This window comes from Mesomycoplasma ovipneumoniae SC01 (genome assembly GCF_000218525.1).
GTDB lineage: Bacteria > Bacillota_I > Bacilli_A > Mycoplasmatales > Metamycoplasmataceae > Mesomycoplasma > Mesomycoplasma ovipneumoniae_A.
The window spans coordinates 52,794-73,605 of sequence record NZ_AFHO01000008.1 but is presented as its reverse complement, the minus strand read 5'-3'; the positions used below and the strand labels follow the sequence as shown (position 1 = coordinate 73,605).

The 20,812-nt window shown below is 28.9% G+C and carries 19 protein-coding genes and 4 tRNA genes; 11 read left to right on the top strand and 12 right to left on the bottom strand.

The window, feature by feature from the left end:
• Positions 1–78 precede the first annotated feature (78 nt).
• Positions 79–876, top strand: coding sequence for an alpha/beta fold hydrolase (locus tag MOSC01_RS0101685; protein ID WP_010321086.1), 798 nt, complete (start codon positions 79–81; stop codon positions 874–876).
• 78 nt (positions 877–954) lie between these two features.
• On the opposite strand, the gene MOSC01_RS04955 is transcribed toward MOSC01_RS0101685, so the two are convergent.
• From MOSC01_RS04955 to MOSC01_RS0101665, 4 genes are all read right to left on the bottom strand, one after another.
• On the bottom strand, positions 955–1,077 hold the full coding sequence (locus tag MOSC01_RS04955) for a hypothetical protein (protein ID WP_272941452.1): 123 nt from the start codon (positions 1,075–1,077) through the stop codon (positions 955–957).
• Positions 1,078–1,094: 17 nt separating this feature from the next.
• Positions 1,095–2,063 carry a 6-phosphofructokinase gene (gene pfkA / locus MOSC01_RS0101675; protein ID WP_010321085.1) on the bottom strand — a complete coding sequence of 323 codons (969 nt, stop codon included), beginning with the start codon at positions 2,061–2,063 and terminating at the stop codon, positions 1,095–1,097.
• Positions 2,064–2,115: 52 nt separating this feature from the next.
• A tRNA-Lys gene (locus MOSC01_RS0101670) sits at positions 2,116–2,191 on the bottom strand.
• A 3-nt stretch (positions 2,192–2,194) separates the two neighbouring features.
• Positions 2,195–2,280: transfer RNA gene (locus MOSC01_RS0101665), tRNA-Leu, on the bottom strand.
• Between the two features lie 381 nt (positions 2,281–2,661).
• On the opposite strand from MOSC01_RS0101665, the gene MOSC01_RS0101660 reads away from it, so the two are divergent.
• From MOSC01_RS0101660 to MOSC01_RS0101640, 5 genes are all read left to right on the top strand, one after another.
• Positions 2,662–3,708 (top strand): hypothetical protein, encoded by a 1,047-nt coding sequence (locus MOSC01_RS0101660; protein ID WP_044881128.1) that lies wholly within the window; start codon positions 2,662–2,664, stop codon positions 3,706–3,708.
• Between the two features lie 71 nt (positions 3,709–3,779).
• On the top strand, positions 3,780–5,363 hold the full coding sequence (locus MOSC01_RS04130) for an amino acid permease (RefSeq protein WP_010321083.1): 1,584 nt from the start codon (positions 3,780–3,782) through the stop codon (positions 5,361–5,363).
• Positions 5,364–5,381: 18 nt separating this feature from the next.
• Positions 5,382–5,897, top strand: a complete 516-nt coding sequence (locus MOSC01_RS0101650) for an adenine phosphoribosyltransferase (protein WP_010321082.1) — start codon at positions 5,382–5,384, stop codon at positions 5,895–5,897.
• A 137-nt stretch (positions 5,898–6,034) separates the two neighbouring features.
• Positions 6,035–7,159 carry a pyruvate dehydrogenase (acetyl-transferring) E1 component subunit alpha gene (pdhA, locus tag MOSC01_RS0101645; protein WP_010321081.1) on the top strand — a complete coding sequence of 375 codons (1,125 nt, stop codon included), beginning with the start codon at positions 6,035–6,037 and terminating at the stop codon, positions 7,157–7,159.
• Complete coding sequence (locus MOSC01_RS0101640; protein ID WP_010321080.1) at positions 7,159–8,163, top strand: alpha-ketoacid dehydrogenase subunit beta; 1,005 nt, start codon at positions 7,159–7,161, stop codon at positions 8,161–8,163. Before pdhA ends, MOSC01_RS0101640 begins: the two co-directional genes overlap by 1 nt.
• Before the next feature lie 731 nt (positions 8,164–8,894).
• On the opposite strand, the gene MOSC01_RS0101635 is transcribed toward MOSC01_RS0101640, so the two are convergent.
• The 8 genes from MOSC01_RS0101635 to MOSC01_RS0101600 form a co-directional block, all read right to left on the bottom strand.
• Positions 8,895–8,970, bottom strand: a tRNA-His gene (locus MOSC01_RS0101635).
• An 81-nt stretch (positions 8,971–9,051) separates the two neighbouring features.
• The gene (locus tag MOSC01_RS0101630; protein ID WP_010321079.1) at positions 9,052–10,086 is read right to left on the bottom strand and encodes an aminopeptidase P family protein; all 1,035 of its coding nucleotides are present in this window, start codon (positions 10,084–10,086) and stop codon (positions 9,052–9,054) included.
• A gap of 1 nt (position 10,087) precedes the next feature.
• Positions 10,088–10,240, bottom strand: coding sequence for a 50S ribosomal protein L33 (gene rpmG, locus MOSC01_RS0101625; RefSeq protein WP_010321078.1), 153 nt, complete (start codon positions 10,238–10,240; stop codon positions 10,088–10,090).
• 83 nt (positions 10,241–10,323) lie between these two features.
• Positions 10,324–13,260, bottom strand: a complete 2,937-nt coding sequence (locus tag MOSC01_RS0101620; RefSeq protein WP_010321077.1) for an AAA family ATPase — start codon at positions 13,258–13,260, stop codon at positions 10,324–10,326.
• Between the two features lie 376 nt (positions 13,261–13,636).
• Positions 13,637–15,406: a heavy metal translocating P-type ATPase gene (locus MOSC01_RS0101615; RefSeq protein WP_237700254.1), complete on the bottom strand. Its 1,770-nt coding sequence runs from the start codon at positions 15,404–15,406 to the stop codon at positions 13,637–13,639.
• 250 nt (positions 15,407–15,656) lie between these two features.
• Complete coding sequence (locus MOSC01_RS0101610; RefSeq protein ID WP_010321075.1) at positions 15,657–15,872, bottom strand: hypothetical protein; 216 nt, start codon at positions 15,870–15,872, stop codon at positions 15,657–15,659.
• A 77-nt stretch (positions 15,873–15,949) separates the two neighbouring features.
• Positions 15,950–16,558, bottom strand: a complete 609-nt coding sequence (rsmG, locus tag MOSC01_RS0101605) for a 16S rRNA (guanine(527)-N(7))-methyltransferase RsmG (protein WP_010321074.1) — start codon at positions 16,556–16,558, stop codon at positions 15,950–15,952.
• Positions 16,559–16,576: 18 nt separating this feature from the next.
• Positions 16,577–17,569 carry a ribose-phosphate pyrophosphokinase gene (locus MOSC01_RS0101600; protein ID WP_010321073.1) on the bottom strand — a complete coding sequence of 331 codons (993 nt, stop codon included), beginning with the start codon at positions 17,567–17,569 and terminating at the stop codon, positions 16,577–16,579.
• 83 nt (positions 17,570–17,652) lie between these two features.
• Between MOSC01_RS0101600 and MOSC01_RS0101595 the strand changes: the two genes are divergently transcribed.
• The 5 genes from MOSC01_RS0101595 (at position 17,653) to MOSC01_RS0101575 (ending at position 20,755) form a co-directional block, all read left to right on the top strand.
• On the top strand, positions 17,653–18,900 hold the full coding sequence (locus MOSC01_RS0101595) for a TatD family hydrolase (RefSeq protein WP_010321072.1): 1,248 nt from the start codon (positions 17,653–17,655) through the stop codon (positions 18,898–18,900).
• The gene (gene rsmA / locus MOSC01_RS0101590) at positions 18,881–19,666 is read left to right on the top strand and encodes a 16S rRNA (adenine(1518)-N(6)/adenine(1519)-N(6))-dimethyltransferase RsmA (RefSeq protein ID WP_010321071.1); all 786 of its coding nucleotides are present in this window, start codon (positions 18,881–18,883) and stop codon (positions 19,664–19,666) included. The genes MOSC01_RS0101595 and rsmA overlap by 20 nt, the downstream gene beginning before the upstream one ends.
• Positions 19,667–19,781: 115 nt before the next feature.
• Positions 19,782–20,219, top strand: coding sequence for a 50S ribosomal protein L13 (rplM, locus tag MOSC01_RS0101585; RefSeq protein ID WP_010321070.1), 438 nt, complete (start codon positions 19,782–19,784; stop codon positions 20,217–20,219).
• 1 nt (position 20,220) lies between these two features.
• A complete protein-coding gene (gene rpsI / locus MOSC01_RS0101580; RefSeq protein ID WP_010321069.1) occupies positions 20,221–20,616 on the top strand; it encodes a 30S ribosomal protein S9 in 396 nt (131 codons plus the stop codon).
• 62 nt (positions 20,617–20,678) lie between these two features.
• Positions 20,679–20,755, top strand: a tRNA-Ile gene (locus MOSC01_RS0101575).
• Positions 20,756–20,812: the final 57 nt, after the last annotated feature.

Sequence of the window (20,812 nt, the reverse complement as noted above, 5' to 3'; positions counted from 1 at the left end):
TAATTAATTTTAAATAAGCAAAAAATTTATTTTAAATACACATTTAAATACACGAAAAATCATAAAGGAGATCAGAAAATGTCTAATTCAGTTTGACCATACCCTTTTATTATTAATCAAAGCCCGTACAATAAAATTAATATTGTTTTTTGCCACGGTTTTAACTCAAGCCATAATGTTTTTAGCAGTGTAATTGAGTCTATTGGCAAAAAAATAGGCGTAAATTTTTATGCCTACACACTTCCAGGAAATAATTTAACTCCCGCAAAAGACGAACAACTTTATGTAGATTATTATGCAGATTTGACAGTTGAATTTATTAAAAAATTAAACCTTAAAAACGTTGTTTTAGTTGGCCACTCAATGGGAGGTGGATATGGGGCTTTAGTTTATAAAAGAATTCCTGAATTAATTTCAAAAATGGTTTTCATTGGCCCAATGAATAAAGCTAATTTGCCATTAAAAGATTTATTTTACGAGAAATTCTTCCCAAAAACACCTGAAGAAATGTTAGAATTTTTGCCAATTTATGAATATGATAAAGAAAAATATAAAAATCCTAAATATATAGAATGAGCAAAAACCACCTTTAATTACGAATATTTTAACAATTACTATATTGTAACCCTTAGCAAAAATTTACTAAAAAATAATATGATGGATCAAATTGAGGACGGTATTAAATCAATAAAATGTCCAACACTTCTTGTTTTAGGTGAAAAAGATGGAATTGTTCTACAGCAAGAAACTAAGTCATATTTTGAAAGTCTAATACCGCACGTTCAAACCGAAATCATACCAAAAACTGGGCATTTGATTTATACAGAAAATCCTGAATATTTTAATAGAGTTTTTATTGCTTTCCTAAAAAAATAGTTAATTTTTGGTTTTTCTGTTTAAATTCTTAAATAAAAAAAGGTGATTTTCACCTTTTTTTATTTAACAGTTTTTAAATTATTCCAAACTATTTTCCGCTAAAAGTTGTAATTTTGCATTTAATTTTTTAGCAGCTTTAGAAGTTTTAAGTCTACGTGCTTCACGCCTTTTTTGCATTTGAAGTTTTCTAATTTTACGCATTTTATACCTTTTTCAAATTAATTTTGATTAATTTTGTTAATTTTCTGAGCTAATTCGTTTGTTCGTTCCACTGGGGTCGAAACTACTTTGGTTATATCGTGAGCTTGAATTTTTCCATCTAAATAACCAATTGCAAGCCCTGATTTACCTTCATCAATTAACTCAATTGCTTTCATTGCCATCTTAGTCGCTAATATTCGGTCAAATGCCGAAGGTCTTCCGCCTCTTTGAATATGTCCAACTTCGAAAGCTCTTGTTGTTATATTAGTTATTTTTTCAATTTGAGCAGCAAATTCTTTTAAATTTGGTAAAACATACTCTAAAACTGTAATAATAACGCTCGGCTTACCTTTTTTAAATTGCTCAAGAACAATTTCTGATGCTTCTTGCGCGCTTAGAGGATTTGTGTTAGTAATAACAATTTCACTTCCGGTTGCAATTGCTGAATACAAAGCTAAATCTGGACAATGACGACCCATGACTTCAACAACAAAACAACGTCGATGAGAATTAGCAGTATCTCTTAATTTATCAACACTTTCTACAATTGTATTTAAAGCTGAATCAAATCCAATTGTATAATCAGTAAATTGAATATCATTATCAATTGTTCCTGGTAGAGCAATTACTTTGATTCCTTGCAAATGAAGTTTATAACCACCTTTGTAAGTTCCATCTCCACCAATAACAATTAAAGAAGAAATACCCATATCTGTTAAGATTTTTGCGGCTTTTTTTTGAATTTCTTCCTCTTTAAATTCCGGAAAACGGGTAGAACCAATTGCTGTGCCACCAAAACTAGAGATACCGTTATACGGAAATTCAGAGGCTAATATAATATTTTTATTCAAAATTCCAAGGTAGCCTTCAAAAATTAAATATGGTTCAAATCCTGAATTAAGTGCGGCCTTAACAAGAGCACTTATAGCAGAATTCATTCCTGGTGAGTCGCCACCAGAAGTTAAAATTGCTATTTTTTTTGACATTTTAAACCTTTTTAATGAAAAATTATAAAAAAATGGACAAATAAATTTGAAATGGTACGCCCTAGAGGATTTGAACCTCTGACCCAATGATTAAAAGTCATTTGCTCTACCTGCTGAGCTAAGGGCGCTTTTGGTGCTCGAAACTGGACTCGAACCAGCACGGGATTACTCCCAAGGGATTTTAAGTCCCTTGTGTCTACCATTCCACCACTCGAGCACTAATGGTTTGTTCAGTTAAAAGCATATAACATTATATCATAAAAAAAAGAAAAAAAGTTTTTTTTAAATATTTTTTTAATTTGCTTAACGAACTACCTAATTAAAATTAGTTATATTTAGATTTTTCTACAAAAAAAGTAAAAAAACCGCTTTTTTCACTGTTTTAAAAAAATATAGATAAAAACAGCGAATATAAATTATAATGCATAAACTCAAAAAAAATATTAAAATTTTGCTTTTTTTCAAATTAACTTGGATTTTACCTGTTTTTTTATTTGTAAGTTGCTTTAAAATTAATATAAATTCGATCCATTCACAAAACAAGGGGAAAATAAAAAGTAACACAGACAAATCAAAACCTTTTGTTTTTGAAACAATTATGAAAGGATTGCCAAAAAATCAAGGAAAACCAAGCACAAAATTTAGCGGAATTTTAGATCAAAGCAAAATTGAAGAGCTAAAAATTGGGCAAATTGATGAAAAAGAGTATTTTGGTCTTGAAGAAATTCTAGTTCAATTTTTTAATACTTTTTATAGTAACATGGATTTTAGCCAAAAAAAGGTTCTTTTTCTTAGTCTAAAAGAAAAAATTAAAAATATTGACCTAACTTTAAATCTTGGCGCAAATGATGATGGTCAATATTTTGATGAAAATTTAGGACTTATTAATATAACAGACTTAAATATTAATAATTTAGATGATCAAAAATTTTATAAAGAACAAATAAACATATATAAATCAAAAAGTTTGGATGAATTTTTAAAAAATAAGGAAAAATATCTTTTTATCGAAGAAAAACTAATAGCTGAAAAAAGGCAATGAAACCCGGTAGTCAAATTAATTTTTCACATAAATATTGCTAGATTTTACTTGCATTTTCTTAAATTAAGTCAAGAGCTTACTAGAAATATTATTATTTCAATCATCGATTTTGCTATAAAATTAGATGACTCAAAAAAAGAAGAAAGTAAAATAAGTCAACAAATTAATGAGCTTTTTGAACAAAAAGAAAACTTAAAAATCAAATCTAAAAACGAGCAAGAAAAAAACAAGCCTACAAAAAGTGATTTTTCCAGTGTTAGTCAAAAAATTGACCAAGAAATTCAAACACTTAAAGAAAAACTAAGAACTGTTAAAGAAAATAATTTTTTAAATTTAAAATCATTAGTCAACGAAATTAACCAATTTTTGAAAGAGTTTTTTAACCCTAAAATTCACTATTCGATGAATTCTGACTATGTTTTTCTAAATGAACCCAAACTTTATATAAATAACCAGTTAGCTTATGGTAAATTTCTCCAATTTTTTACAGAAAATTTAAAAGATAAATATGACGAATTTGGGATAGATTCACCTTTTTTAATTATGGGAGAAGACAAGACAAATTTAGTCAAAAAATATTTTTTGCCATTGATCAAAGACTAAAAAAGCTTTAAATTTATAGAACTTTTTGAAAAATATGGTATAATATGATCCAACTTCAAGAAGGGAAAAATATGGCAACAAGGACGCTTGAAAAGAACAAGTCTCAGAAAATCACCTTTTTTGGCGCTCTTTTAATCGTCCTTGGCGCAAGTATAGGTGCAGGAATCTTTTTTAAATCCAAGGCCGTTATTGAAAATTCAGGTTATAATCTTTGACTTGCAATTGGAAGTTGAATTTTTGCTTGTTTTGCAATTGTTGCGATGGCAATTGCATTAATTGAAATTTCATCTGCAACAAAAAAATCAAATTTATCTGTGATTATTTGGAATAAACTATTTAATTCTGAGAGTTTTTTTCAAATTTCAAAAAATTTCATAATTTATTTATATTTGCCCTTTACTTATTTTGTTCTGCCTGTTTATTTTATGCAAATTTTGCAAGATGCAATTGCAGCTTTTGGCCTTGAATCATCTAGCGATTGAAATATAAAATTTGACTGAGTCATCGTTTTAGTTGTTTCAATTGTTATTGTTATTTACTTTTTTATAATTAGTCTAAATACAAAAATTGCTGAATTTCATAATAAAATTATTTTAATTGCAAAATTTATTCCTATTTTTGTGACAGTTATTGTCGGTTTTATTTTATATTTTCAAGGCGGTTCAAACAAACTTCTTTCTCAACCTGAATTTGCAAGTATTGAAAAAATAAAAACTCAAGGAGTTTCAATTTCCTCAAGTTTGCCTGGTGTTGGTGTTTTAATTTCAATGGCTGGAATATTTTTTGCATATGAAGGATTTTTTACTGCTGCTGGTCTGCAATCAGAAATGAAAGAGCCTAAAAAAACGCCAATTGCTATTCTTTTAGGGATTGGAATCACGACAATAATTTATCTTTTTATTGCAATTGCAACTTCAATTGTTGGCGATGGTTCAATTTCGTCATTTATTAATATTACAAAAAATGAATTAAAATGGCCACCACTTACAATTAAATTAATTTTGGGGACAACTTTTTTACTAATTGGAATTAGTCTTCTTGGAATTATTAATGTTTTTACATTGTGAGGGCCACGTGCACTTGAAGAATTAATTTCCAAAAACGAGTTTTTTTTGCTCAAAAGGTGAAAAAAACATATAAATTTAAATAAACCTGTTGTTTCAACTTATTTTTTAATTATTTTTTCAGTTTTGTGTCTAATTATTTTTACACTTATTGGTGTTTTTGGCTTTGATGATCAAGAATACGGGACTTATGGTCAAAAATTAAATAATTTATATTCATTTGCTGATATTACTGGAAATTGATCGGCCTTAATTAGTTTTTTACTGATTGCTGCTGCTATTTATGGTTGTATTAAAAATCGAAAAACAAAAAAAATTGCTGTCGAAAAACAAAAATACTTCCTGTTTTTTGGTTATATTTCCGTAATTTGCATTTCATTAATTTTATTATTTGCGGTTGTCGTACCAATTATCGATCTTTTTACAATTTTGATTTATCAACCTGAGATTGAAAATTTTAACTTAATTCTAAAAACTAGAATTACAAAAGTTATTGTTCTTATTTTCTTTATAATTGTCCCTGTTTTTCCGGTATTTTGAACTTATTTAACAAAAAAAATAAAAAAAACTGTTAAAAAAAGCAAATTATAAATATAATATAAGAAAGTTATGAAAATTAACTTAGAAAATTTTATTCGCACAGTTGAAAACTTCCCAAAAAAAGGGATTAGTTTTAAAGACATTTCGCCATTACTTGCCAATGGTAAAGCTTTAAATTATGCAATTGTTGAAATGGCATCGCTTGCTAAGGATGTTGATATAATTGTTGGGCCAGATGCTCGAGGTTTTTTATTCGGAACACCAACAGCCGCTTTTCTTTCAAAACCATTCATAATGGTTAGAAAAGCCGGAAAATTGCCAGGTGATGTCGAAGAATTTGCCTATGATTTAGAATATGGATCTGCAATTTTAGAAGTTCAAACCGGAATGATCAAACCAGGCCAAAAAGTGGCTATTATTGATGATGTGCTCGCAACTGGAGGAACCGTGAATGCCATCACAAAAATGATCGAAAATGCCGGAGCTATTGTTTCAAAAATTATTTTTTTAATTGAGCTCGAACAATTAGAAGGTCGAAAAAAATTAGAAAATTATGAGGTTACTTCACTCATTAAAATAAAGTAATTTTTTGACTCAAAAATTAAGTAACAAAATTTTTAAATTTTGTTATAATTTTATTGTAAGCTCAAATTAAAAAATTTTTTTTGTTTTTTTTGAGTTTATAATTTAAAATATTAAAAAATTATAAAAAAAGGAGATTCATGGAAAAATTTCGTTATGTCAAACCCGATCTAATTATGGATAAAGACCATGAAATGGTTAGGTTTCTCGATATTGATGGAAATCTCTTAACTTCGACTGTTTTTGGCCAAATTGATGAGTCAAAAGATATTAGATTATCTGCTGATCAAATCAAAAAAGCCTATGAGTTTATGGTTTTATCACGTCAACAAGATGTTTATATGACCCAACTTCAACGTCAAGGTCGAATGTTAACTTTTGCCCCTAACTTTGGTGAAGAAGCTCTTCAAGTTGCTTCAGGAATGGCACTTACAAAAGATGACTGATTCGTACCTGCTTTCCGTTCAAATGCAACAATGTTATATCTTGGTGTACCAATGATAAACCAAATGCAATACTGAAACGGAAGCGAAAAAGGAAATGTAATTCCTAAAGGTGTTAATGTTTTACCAATTAACATTCCAATTGGAACTCAATTTTCACATGCTGCCGGAATCGGTTATGCTGCAAAATTAACCGGTAAAAAAATTGTTTCAATGAGTTTTATTGGTAATGGTGGAACTGCTGAAGGTGAATTTTACGAAGCTCTAAATATTGCAAGTATTTGAAAATGACCTGTTGTATTTTGCGTAAATAATAACCAATGAGCAATTTCAACACCTAATAAATACGAAAATGCCGCTTCAACAATTGCTGCAAAAGCAAAAGCTGCAGGAATGCCTGGACTTCGTGTTGACGGAAATGACCTTTTAGCTTCCTACGAAGTAATTCAAGAAGCAGTTGATTATGCTCGCGCCGGAAATGGTCCTGTTCTTGTTGAATTTGTTACTTGACGTCAAGGTGTTCACACTTCTTCTGATAACCCAAGAATTTATCGAACTGAAGAAGAAGAAAAAGAACATGAAAAATGAGAGCCAATGCACCGTATTGAAAAATACATGTTTGATCGTGGCATTTTAACTGAAGAAGAAAAACAAAAAATTTGAGATGATTCTTTAACTGTTGTTAAAGAAACTTACGAAAAATCTCTAATTGGTTTAGATTCAACAATCGATGAAATTTTCGATCACACTTACGAGACATTGCCCCCAGAACTTCAAGAACAAAAACAAGAAGCAATCGAATTTTTTAAAGGAGCTAAATAATGGCAAATTCAGATAAAATCGCTCTAAATAATATCGGTGCAGTTACAAATGCTATTGATTTAATGATGGAAAAAGATCCTCGTGTTGTTCTTTGAGGAGAAGATGCTGGATTTGAAGGCGGAGTTTTCCGTGCAACTGAAGGATTACAAAAAAAATACGGAATTGAACGTGTTTGAGATGCCCCAATAGCAGAAGCATCTATTTGTGGTGTTGCAGTTGGAGCAGCCATTGCCGGGCTACGTCCAATTGCAGAAATGCAATTCCAAGGTTTTTCATTCCCTGCCTTTCAACAGCTTTTTGTTCACGGAGCCCGTTATCGTAACCGTTCCCGTGGTCGCTTTACTGTGCCAATGGTTTTAAGAATGCCAATGGCAGGTGGAGTTCGTGCCCTAGAGCACCACTCAGAAGCAATTGAAGCACTTTTTGCCCACATTCCTGGACTAAAAGTTGTTATGCCTTCAACTCCATATGATACAAAAGGTCTTTTAATTGCCGCAATTAATGACCCAGATCCGGTTGTTTTTCTTGAGCCAAAAAAAATATACCGTGCATTTAAACAAGAAATTCCTGCTGGAATTTACGAAGTTCCAATCGGAAAAGCTAATGTAATTAAAGAAGGAAGTGACCTAACACTCGTAACTTACGGTGCTCAAGTTCACGAATCAATCGCCGCTATTCAAGCTCTTAGTTCAACTCCTGGACTTGAAGATGTTGATGTTGAATTAATCGACCTAAGAACAATTAAGCCAGTTGATACTGAAACTATTATCGAATCAGTTAAAAAAACTGGACGTATTTTAGTTGTTCATGAAGCTGTTAAATCTTTTTCAGTTTCAGCCGAAATTATAACTCGTGTTAACGAAAAAGCATTTGAATATTTAGAAGCAGCTCCTGCTCGTCTTACTGGATATGATATTACAGTTCCGTTAGCAAAAGGTGAAAATTTCCACGCAATTACAAAAGAAAAAATAATCGATAAAATTCGTCAAATTATGAACTCTTAATAATTTGAATGTTTAAAAATCTTCCTAATTATTAAAAATAAACCCTTAAAATCATAAAGTCCTTTGATTTTAAGGGTTTTTTATTATCCTAAGTTTCCTAGTTTGATGAGGTAATTTTAAAAAAGTCTCAGGTTTTAGGCGTTTTTTAACTTTTTTGGCAAAAGTTAATTACCTATTTTAAAACACTGGCAAAAATCAATTTATGGATAAAATAACAAAAACCATAAAAAATACAACTACTATTTAAACTCAATGCAAATAGAAAACTCATTTTTATTTAAATTGAGCCTAAAAAAACATATGAAGTTTTGAAAGAACAATAATTAAAAGCCATAAATTTGTAGATTTCTAAACGGTTAAATTTAAGGCATGCCATTATATTAAAAAACATAATGGAAAATTCGCATTTTCTGATTTTTTTAGACAAAAAACATAACTTATTCCCCCTTAATTCTAATATAAAAATTTATTAATTTATTCTTAGTGAGACTAATTATAACCTAAAATTTTCTTAGACCAAGCATTTTTTTTTTTTTTTTCAAAAGGTGAATTTTAAAATAATAAAAATTAAGATTTTGCGCCAAAAAACACGGATTTAGCGGTATTTTTGCATATTTATATTCGCTAAAAAATGAATTTTTGCCTCAAACTGCAAAACTAAGGAAAAAATTCTAAATATAAAAAACTAGACTTTAAGCAGTCTAGTTTAGTTTTTTGGTCTACGAAAGAAATGGGGCGGATGACGGGGATCGAACCCGCGTATGTCGGAACCACAACCCGATGCGTTAGCCACTTCGCCACATCCACCAAATTAATTAAATATTATAACATATTTTTAATTAATTTTTTTATTTTTTTGCTAATTTTAATTGCAAAAAAATAAGCTTTTTATGATTCTTCTTTGCGAGAAAGTGTTTTAAATCCATTTTCAGTTACAAGAACAACATCCTCGATTCGAGCACCACCCAGTCCGGGGATATATATTCCAGGTTCAACAGTTATAACCATTCCTGGCTCTAAAATTGTATCACTATTGGCACTAACAACAGGCAATTCATGAATATCAATTCCAACTCCGTGACCAGTTGAATGAACAAAATATTGTCCATAACCTTTTTGGCTAATATAATCACGGCAAGCTTTGTCAATTTCTGATGCCTTAACACCAGGAGCAACTTTTTTACGCCCTAATTCTGCAGCTTTTTTGACAATTTCAAGAATTTCCTCTTTTTTTGAATCTAGTTTTCCAAGATATGAAGTTCTAGTAATATCAGCGCAATAACCATTATAAAGAGCACCAAAATCAATTTTTAGAAGATCATTGTCAAGAATTTTTGCAGAACTAGCTCTTCAATGAGGCATTGCTGAATTTGGGCCGGTTGCAATTATTGAATCAAAAGATTCTTTTTCAGCCCCAAGTAATTTCATTTGATAATTTAGGTCAATATCAATTGATTTTTCAGTTAATCCTGGTTGAATTTTTGGCAAAATTTTGCTATAAGCTTCAAGTGAAATATTAACTGCTTTTTGGATGTTTTGAATTTCTTCGTCAGTTTTAATAATTCGAAAAAGTTGAGCTGATAAATTGATAATCTCCGAACTAGGGAATCACTGTTTTATTTTATTAAGTTGTTCAACTGTTAAATATTCAGCCTCAACTCCAATTCGATGATATTTTTTTTGGGCTAAAAAATCCTCAATATTTTGCTTTGTAATTAGTAAAACTTGACAATTTTTAGCATTTTTTTGGGCTGCTTCAATATAACGGCCGTCAACAAACAAATAAGAATCGCTCTTTTGAATAAATAAAAGACCATCAGTAGCTGAAACTTTTGTCAACCAAAGGCGAGTTTGATAAGAAAATGAAATTATAACATCTAAATTGTTTTCTTCAAAAGCTTTATTTAAATACTTAGGATTCATATTATTTTTTCTCACGGTGTAAAGTGTGTTTGTTGCATTTATGGCAATGTTTTTTTACTTCAATTTTTTCAGGCTTTGTTTTTTTATTTTTTTTAGTGATATAATTTTCCATTTTGCAATCAATGCATCTTAATGTTAGTCCTTCTCTTGGCATTTTGGCTCCTTTTAAAAAAAATAAATCTTAGTAAATATATAATTATAACATAATTTTGTATTTGTTAATAACAAATTGCAAAATTATTGCAGTTCATCTTTTAAAATTTCTTTTGCTTTGGAAAGTTCAACAGAAAAAATTGAACTAACTCCGCGTTTTTGCATTGTAATTCCTAAAAGTTGATCAACGCGAGACATTGTTCCATGACGATGAGTGATAATTAAAAATTGTGTTTTTTGTTTTAGTTGCTTTAAAAATTCAACATAACGAATTACGTTAGCCTCATCAAGGGCAGCCTCAACTTCATCAAGAATACAAAGTGGAATTGGCCGGGCTTTTATAATTGAAAATAATAGCGAAATTGCGATTATTGCTTTTTCTCCACCTGAAAAAAGGCGGATATTTTTGATAGTTTTGCCTGGTGGTTGAGCGCTTATTTCAATTCCAGAATTCAAAATATCATTTTTGTCGCTAAAATAAATTTTAGCACTTCCACCACCAAACATATTTTGAAAAACCAAGTTAAATTCAGAATTTACAAGGTCAACAATTTCTTGAGTTTTTGCGATTATAATTTTGTCAAGATCAGAAATTACTTCTAAAATTTTTGATCTAGCCACTTCAAGTTCATGTTGGCTTGTTTTTAATTTTTCAAGTCGATTTGATGTGGTTTGAAAATCTTCAATTGCATCAAGATTTATATTACCTAGCGCTTTTATTTCCGAATTTAAACTATTAACAAGATCGTGGGCATCTTGAGTTTCAATTTCTAATTGGTGTGTTTCAAGCGCTGATTCAAAGGTGAGATTATATTTTTGCGACAAGGTGGTTTTTAGATTTGTTAAAAGAAACTCATATTTTTCTTTACTTGTTTGATTTTTGTTTAATTCAGCATTAACATTTCGCTGACTTTGATTGAGTTGCTGAACTAAAATTGTTAATTTAGAAATTTGGGAGTCATATTCTTGTTTTTCCCGGTTTAAAATTTTTAGCTCAGATTCAAGGGCTGCAATTGAATTTTCAAGTTCAATTTTTTGTTTTAAAGTGTCATTAATTTTTGAATCAATTTCGTCACTTTGAGATACAGCTTCAATTCCTTCATTTTCAACTCTAATTTTATCAAGCTCGGCTTTTGCAGCATTATATTTATTTTCTAATTCATCAAGAGAAATTTCGGTTTGCTGCAAAAAGTAAGATTCTTTATTGATGGTTTGTTCAAGATTATTTGATTCTACCTTAAATTCTTGAATTTTTTTCTCAAAAAAATTCACTTTATTTTTAAGGTCATTAATTCTTAATTCCAAAGAATGAAATGAATCATTTTTTTGTTTAAAACCACCGGAAATTATACCGCTTGTGCGGACTATATCGCCATCTAAAGTGACAACAACAAATTTATGATCAACAAATTTAGAAATTTTATTAACATTGTCGATTCTATCATTAACAATAACGCCACCAAGCAAAAAATCAGCTAAAATTTGGTATTTTTTCTCATAATTTACCAAATTAGAACCAATTCCGATAAAACTCTCTTGAGTCTGAAGGTGAGTTAAATACAAATCAGGAATAAATCGTGGTTTTAATGTTGAAAGTGGAATAAATGTTGCACTTCCGGCGTGATTTTTTTTCAAAAAATTAATCGCTTCAACGGCATTTTCTGGTTTTTCAACAACAATTTGTTTTAAACTTGAGCCAAGAGCGGTTTCAATTGCATCTGTATATTTTTGTGGAATTTTAATTAAATCAGAAACAAGACCGCAATAGCCTGAAAAAAGATGGCTATTTTCAACAATTACTTTTGTACCTTTGGGCAAAAAAGACCTAGATTCAAGTGTTTTTTGCAATTCAAAAATTTGTGTTTGACTTATAATTTTTTCTGAATTTAAACTGTTTAATTTTGAGTCAATTTCTGATTTTTTGGCACTTAAATCAGCAATTTTTTGAGCAATTTCTGATTTTGTTTGTTTGTTTTGACTAATTAGGTTCGAAAAATTGTCTTTCTCAACTAGAATTTGATCATGCCTTTGCTTTAAAGCGGCTATTTTTTGTTCAAAATTAACGTTAATTTGCTGGGATAATATCATCTCCTGAAGTTGCGTCATTTTAGCATAAGTTAAGTTTATATTGTTAATTTCGCTTTTAAGATTATTTATTTGATTGCTTTTTTCAGTAATTTCTAAATCAGTTTGCGTTCTTCTTTGGACATTGTCATTTATTATTCTTTCATTAGATTCAATTTCACTTACAAATTTAGGCTCTTCAAATTTAAGGCGTGATAATTGCTCGTCAATTTTTTCTAATTCAGTTTGAAACTTTTTGATATCACTAACGATTAATCCAACTTCAACTGATTCTAATTGTTTTGATTTTTCTAAATATATTTTGGCATTTTTTGCTTGTTTTTCAAGTTGTTTTGCTTGAGTTTCAAGCTCTTTTACACGAATTTCAATTTTTTCAATGCCCATAAGGGTCTGATCAAGTTTTACAATAGCTTCTTGTTTATCATTTTTGTACTTGGAAGTTCCGGCAACTTCTTCAATTACAAGCTTTCTTTGGTCAGGAGTTGACTCAGCGATTTCAGAAATTGTACCTTGAGAAATAATTGCAAGTGATGACTTTGAAATTCCAGCCTCAATTGCTAAATTACGGATATCTTTATAGCGAACTGGTTGGTCATTATAAAAATATTCATTAGTGCCTTGACCTCTTTTAATAAGTCGTGAAATTGTAAAAATTTGGGCAGAATCTTCGCGACTTTCATCACTAAACGTTAATTTTACCATCGCCTTTTCAACAGGAGCGACTGTTTTTGAACCAGCAAAAATAACATCGTCCATATTGTATCCACGTAGTTGTTTCGCTGATTTTTCACCTAAAACCCATTTAATTGCATCATTTATGTTTGATTTTCCTGAACCATTTGGTCCAATTATTCCAACAATAGAACCGTCAAATTTGATGCTCACGGGTTCTGCGAAGGATTTAAAACCTTCAATTTCAATTTTAATTAACTTCATAATTTGGTATTTCTTGATAGATTAAATTTTTAAATAAATAAATTATATTAAACTTATCCTAAAAAACGCTAAAAAAAGCATTTTTTTGCATTAGCGGCTCATAAAATGATTCATTGTTTTTTTTAATTTTTTAAATTTTTATTCGCTAAAAAATAATTAGAACTTAGAAACTTTGAAAATAACACAGTGTAAATACTAATTCAAGAATAGGGCTCTAATTTTTCAAAAATGGGTTAATTTTATTAAATGCGCAAATTAATTTGATAAAAAAGAGTAAATTTTGTTGTCTAAATTCTAAAAAAGCTATGAATTCATAGGTTAAAATTAAGATAATTTTGCAAAAAAGTAAATTTTTGTAAATGCAAAAATAAAAATTTTAAATAGCTTTTTCGAGAAACTTCTGATGTCTCTTTTTGAAAATAATTGTGTTAACAATAAGGAAAATTGATGAAAACAACATTAATGACATTGAAAAAACTGGATTTATAAAACCTAAAAACGCTAAAGGTATAAAAAGCGAATTAAATAAAATTGCTCACAAAAAATTTAATTTAACTAATTTATTAGTTTTTTTGATAATTTCAAGTGACTTATAAACCATCACAAGATCTGTTTCAAATAAGGAAATATCAGCAATTGAATTACTAAGGTTAGAACCACTTTCAAAAGCGATTGAAAGATCAGCGGATTTTAAAGCTAAAATATCGTTTAGTCCATCACCTACAAAAATAATTGGGGTATCTTTTTTTAATTTTTCTACTAATTCAAACTTGTCATTAGGTTTTAAATTTGCATAAAATTGCCTAATTCCCAATATTTTTGCTACATTTTCAACATTTTTTGGATTATCACCTGAAGCAATAATGCAATTTATCCCTTGAGATTGAAATTTTTTAACAACTTTTTTTGCACTTTCTTTTACTTGATCAATTATTAAAAAAACACCAATAACTCTATCATTTTTAGCAAAAACTGTGTAATTACCTAGCTTGTCAAATTTAAAATTATTATCAATCAAAAAATTGTTATTTTTTGCGAACTCATGAGAAATAAGGCTATATTTATTTGATTCTAAATCAATATGTTCCAAACCTTGCCCAGGAGTTTCGCTAACCTTAAAATTGTCAAATTTTTCTTGATGTTCTGGTAAAAAATTATAAATTGAAAGTGAAATTGGGTGTTTAGAATTTTGAGCCATTTCCTTAATTAAAGGTCAAAAACTTGAATCACCTTGAAATTCAACAACTTTTGGTTTTCCTTCAGTTAGAGTTCCGGTTTTGTCAAAAATTATTGTTTTTGTGGTAATAATTTTCTCATAAATCTCTGAATTTGCAAATAAAATTCGATTTTTTGAGGCCAAAATCGAAGAAGAATAAATGGCCATTGGTGCGGCTATTCCAAAAGCACATGGACAAGAAATTACCAAAACAGCAACTCCTATATGCGCACCAACATAAAATGGATGAGAATTTCTTGGAGGCGTAAAACCAGTATAAATTTGCTCAAAATCTCCAAGTGAATAACCGATTATGACTCAGATTACAAAAGTCAAAATTGACAAAATTAATACAGTTGGGGTAAAAAGCGAAACTATTTTAGTTGAAACTCTTTCAATTTTGGAAGGGGTTTCAAAAATGGACTCTAATCTGTTAATTGTTTGCATTAAAAATGAATCTTGCGCTTTTTTTGTGCAAGTTAGATAAATCGGTTCGCCAATATTGATACTTCCAGACAAAATTTCTTGATTTTTAACAAATTCAATAGGCAAAGATTCACCGTTAATTGACGAGTAATCGATAGTTGCAAAATCAGAATTTAGGGTTGAATCAGTTGGAATAACTTCACCTTTTGGAACAAAAACAATATTACCAGGAGTAATTTTATTAGTTAAAATTTGTTCTTTTTTGCCATCAACTATTATATGAGAATAGCGATTTTTTAATTTTAGTATCCCTTGAAAGTCTGAACTTGATTTTTTTTGTAGTTTTTCTTCAAGATATTTTCCAGCATTAAAAAATAAGAACAGAATAATTGAAACTTCAAAAAATTCCATACTAATTTTGTCACCAGTACTTATTTTATACAAAAATGAAATTGCAGAATAAATAAATGAAACATGGCTTGCAATCGCTATTAGCAATTCCATTGTAAAAATTTTTCTTAAAAGGTTTTTGTATGCTAAAAAGTATTTTTTTTCTAGAAAGATAACTAAAAATGCAAAGAAAAACAAAATTGACGCTAAAATTAGATGAATTTTGTGATCGTGACTAAAATTTAAAACTTTATAATTATTTAAAGTATCAAAAATAAACGAAAAAAAGGCAAAAATAAAAATTAATAACTCAATAAATATTTTTATTTTTGCCTTTTGTTTAGAGTCAGCGAAAAATTTTCTATTATTCGTCGATTTTTTCACTTGCATAACCAACAGAAGTTAATTTTTCACTAATAAATTCGTCAGGATATTTTTCTTCATCAGCAATAATTTTCAAAACTTTTGCACTGATATTTGCACTCCATTGAAAATCTTCCAAATTTTCAAATAGTTTTTCAAAAACCACCTTGCAGCTTGCACATTTAATATCAATGCTAAAATATCTTGTAGTTTTCATTTTAATCCCCTTTACTTAAAATTATCAATTAAGACATAATTTTACAATAAAAAATAATTATAAGTATATTAAATTTTTTATATTTTTTTAAATGCTATAAAAATTTTTTTATCAAGATTATTAGCGAATTCTACTACCTGATAATCACAATTTTTGCAATTTTTGAGCTCTTCAAAAATTTTTGGTCCTTTAATAAATGCAAATATCGTATTTTTAGACTTGATTTTATTAACAATTCTATCGAGTTTTTCTAGATTTGCAACCGCTCGGGCTGTCACAAGATCAAAATTATCGTTTTCAATTTCTTGGACAGATTTACAAACTAAATTAAATTTAATTCCCAGAGTTTCAGATACTTTTTTTAAAAATTGGCACCTTTTTTGCATAGACTCACAAATAGTCAAGTCTATTTTTGGATCAAAAATTAAATACGGAATTGAAGGAAAACCTACACCAGCTCCGATATCTAAAATTCTTGGCTTTTCTGAAATGTTTTCTTTTTTCAAAAAATTTCTTATAAAATTCATTGTAACAATGGACTCAAGGATACCTTCTTTTCAAAGAATATCCCCTGAAAAACCAGTTAAATTAAATTTTTGATTATAAAATTCGATTAATTTTACGTATTGCTCAAGTTTTTCAAATATATCTAAATCAACAAGTAACTTTACTTTTTCTTTATACATAAAAACATTGAAAATATTTTAATTTTTGTTTGCTGAAATTAATTTTTCCTTAATTTCCTCATAAATACTTGTAATTGATTTTGAATGGATGCATGCTAGTATACTTTTTGACAAAAATTCAGCTAAAGATGTAACTAGTAATTTATCAAATTTTTCTACAAGTTGTCTATTATCGATTGAATCAGTAATTATTACCTTGTCAATATTTTCATTTTCTTGAAATTTGTCAAATCCGTGGCTAAAAACACCGTGTGTTGCTGCTAAAATTACTGATTTTGCACCTTTTTGTTTAACAACATTTGCAGCATTTATTATAGTTCCACCTGTATCGATAATGTCGTCAATTATAATGCAATCTTTATTTTCAACGTTTCCAATTAATCCTAGAACCTCAGTTTGATTTGTCCCGGTTCTTCGCTTGTCAATAACGGCAACATTTGTTTGTTTTCCTAAAATTTCTGCTAAAATTCTAGCTCTAACAGCACCACCATGATCCGGGGTTACAACAACATAATCCTTGTTTTTGCCAACAAGTTCATTTGCAAGAATATATTGGCCATGAAGTTCATCGACTGAAATATCAAAAAATCCTTGAATACTTGGATTGTGAATATCAACCAAAATTAGTTTAGTTACACCTGCTTTTTCAAGTAAATTAGCTACTAATTTTGCAGTAATTGGTTGTCTTCCGGATGATTTTCGATCCTGTCTAGCATAACCATAATATGAAAGAACCACAACAATTTCTTGAGCGTAAGCTCGCTTTAAAGAGTCAATGAAAATTAAAAGTTCCATTATATTTTCATTAACTGGTCTTGATGTATTTGCAATAACAAAAACCGTTGAATTTCTAACAGTTTCATTAGATTTTAGCAAAACTTCGCCATCAGCATAGACTGTTCGATCAATCCCTGAGAGCGGAATTCCAGTTTGAATTGAAATTTTTCTTGCTAAATCTAGTGAATTTTCCATTCCAAAAAGAATTACGCTTTTCTTTATATCTATGTTCATTTTTCGCCTTGTTTATTTTTTTATTTAGAATATAATTATATAATAAAATATAATTAATTTTAATAATATTTCGAAAAGTTATAATGTATTTAAAAATCGAGCAATTTTCACCGCGGCATTTGAATTTACTTCTAAATTCGATTAAAAAATTTAATTTAGAAGTAAATTTAAAAACTAAAAATGGCAAAACTAATGTCACCAATTTGGATTATTTCCAAAATTTTGAAAATAATCATGAATTTACTGTTGTTGACTTTGACAAAAATTTAGACTTTAGTTTAGCACATTTTATTATTTCTAAAAAAGAACAAACTTTTTATTTAAGTTTGATTTTTTTTAGTCAACTTTTGGATTCTAACTGAATTAACATTATTGGCGAATTTATACTTGATTTTATTAAAAAACACTATAAATTAGGAGATTTTTATCTTAAAATTGACCAAAAAAGTGTAGTTTTCAAAAATTTTTTTGCCCCTTGGTTTCAAGAAGAAAAATCTTCATTTTTGACATTCCAAATTAAGGAAATTGAAAAATATAACTTTACCGATGTACACTGCCATCCTTTTTTGGAATATTTTCAAAACCCAAAACAAGAAATTACCAAGTGATTTGATGATAATATTGGTCTTCTCTTTGTTGTTGGAACTTCTTGAGAGGATCTTGAAGAAATTAAACCAATTAGTTCATATTCTGATAAAATATATAAAATTATTGGAATACATCCAAATTTAATAAAAACAACAGATAATTATAATAACCTTTCAAAATACATTGACAAAAATGTGGTAGCAATTGGCGAAGTTGGTCTTGATTTTTATTATGAAAATAACCCTGGCCAACAAGAACAAATAAATGCACTTTTGGCCCAAATTGAAATCGCAAAAAGCAATAATATCGCTGTAATGTTGCATATTCGCGACAAACTTGGCGAATTTAATGCAATTAATCAAATACTTTTAATAATTGACAAATTTCCTGAAATTAACTTTATTTTTCATAATTTTTCAACAAATTATGAAAAATTTACAGAAATACTTAACAGAAAAAATTGTTATTTTTCCTTTTCAGGAGTAATAACCTTTAAAAAAAGTGTTGAACTAAGAAAAATAGTATCTCAAACTCCGATTTCAAGAATTTTATGTGAAACTGATACGCCATATTTAAGTCCCGAACCTAATCGCCAAGTTTGGCCCAATACATCTCCGCAAATTGAAAATACCTATCAAACAATAGCTAATTTGAAAAATTTAACAAAAAGGCAGCTTTCTAAAATAGTTTATGAAAATGCGCTAAAAATTTTTAAGGTAAAAAATGCTGAAAATATCGCCTAAAAAACATCTAGGTCAAAATTTTTTAAAAGATGAAAAAATTGCCCAAAAAATTGTAAGTAGTATTGACCTAGCAGATAAAAATATTGTTGAAATAGGACCTGGAACTGGTTTTTTGACTAAATTTTTAGTCCAAAAAGCTAAATTTTTGACTTGTTATGAAATTGACAAAAATTTAATTCCACTGCTTGAAAATAAATTTAAAAACAAGAATATAAAAATAATTAATGAGGATTTTTTACTTTCAGATCTGAATTTTTCAGAAAAACAAATAGTTATTGGAAATCTTCCTTATTATATAACATCAAAAATTCTATTTAAAATATTTGATAATTTTGAAAAATTTGATGAAATCTTAATAATGGTCCAAAATGAGGTTGCCGATAGAATTATTGCAAAACCAGGCTCACCATCTTACTCAAAATTATCACTAGCCTGCCAATATGTTGCTGAAGTAAAAAAGTTTTTCGTTGTACCTCCAAGTTCTTTTTTTCCGGTTCCAAAGGTAAATTCTGCTATTGTTCATTTTTCAATAAGAAAAAATTTAAACCCTGAAAAAGTTGCACAATTTTTTAAATTTACAAAATTGTGCTTTCAATTCAAGCGAAAAACATTATATAATAATCTCAAAAATTCTTTATCACAAGAGGAAATTGAAAAAATTTTTAATTTTTTCAATTTTGACCCAAAAATACGGCCACAAGAAATAAATTTTGAAACTTACGCTAGACTTTCAAATTTTTATTTTGATAATATTAAAAATAAATAATTTTTATTTTTTTGTTTTTAATTTCAAAAAATAGTGTATAATTTTAAAAATCTCCCTCCCTTAGTCGTTACATTATTTTTATAAAAATCTTTTTAAAAATTATAGAAAGGTAGTCATGAGACAAACTACGTTTATAAAACCAAATGAAGTTGAAAGAAAATGGTTTGTTATTGATGCAGAGTCACAAATTTTAGGGCGTTTAGCCGCGTTTGTCGCTAGCCGTTTACGCGGAAAACACTCTCCGCTTTTTACTCCTAACGTTGATATGGGAGATAAAATAATCATAATTAACGCTGAAAAAATTTTGTTAACAGCAAAAAAAGAAGACCAAAAATTATATTATAGACACTCTGGTTATCCTGGTGGTTTAAAAGTTAGAACCGCTAGAGAACTTCGTGCAAAAAAACCAATTGCTTTAATTGAAAAAGCGGTTTATGGTATGCTACCTCACACAAAACTAGGGGACAAACAAAGAAAAAATCTTTATGTTTATGCCGGAACTGAACACCCACACCAAGGTCAAAACCCTGAAAAATTAGAGGTCAAATATTAGAATGAATCAAGAATTAACTTATTATGGAACAGGAAGAAGAAAATCTTCAGTTGCTCGTGTTATTTTAAAACGCGGAAATGGTCATTTTAAAATTAATAACCGAATAGCAAAAGAGTACCTAAAATCTGATATTTTAATTAAAGACGCTCTACAACCACTAGCTATTACAAATACAATTTCTGAATTTGATATTCGTGTTAATGCTCATGGTGGTGGAATTTCTGGTCAAGCCGGTGCGATTAGATTAGGAATTGCAAAAGCTTTATTAGAGATTTCAGCTGATTATCGTCCAAGTCTTAAAATGTCTGGAATGTTGACGCGTGATGCTAGAGCTAAAGAACGTAAAAAATTTGGATTGAGAAAAGCAAGAAGAGCACGTCAATTTTCAAAACGGTAATTTTTTCTTCCTTTTTAAAAAAATATGATATAATTATATATTGCTATAGTTATATCACCTTCGGGAGCGTAGCTCAGACGGTTAGAGCACACGACTGATAATCGTGAGGTCGATGGTTCGATCCCATTCGTTCCCACCATATCTAATTGACTTTAAAAAAACCTTTTTTTCTAAAGGTTTTTTTTTTTTTTTATTT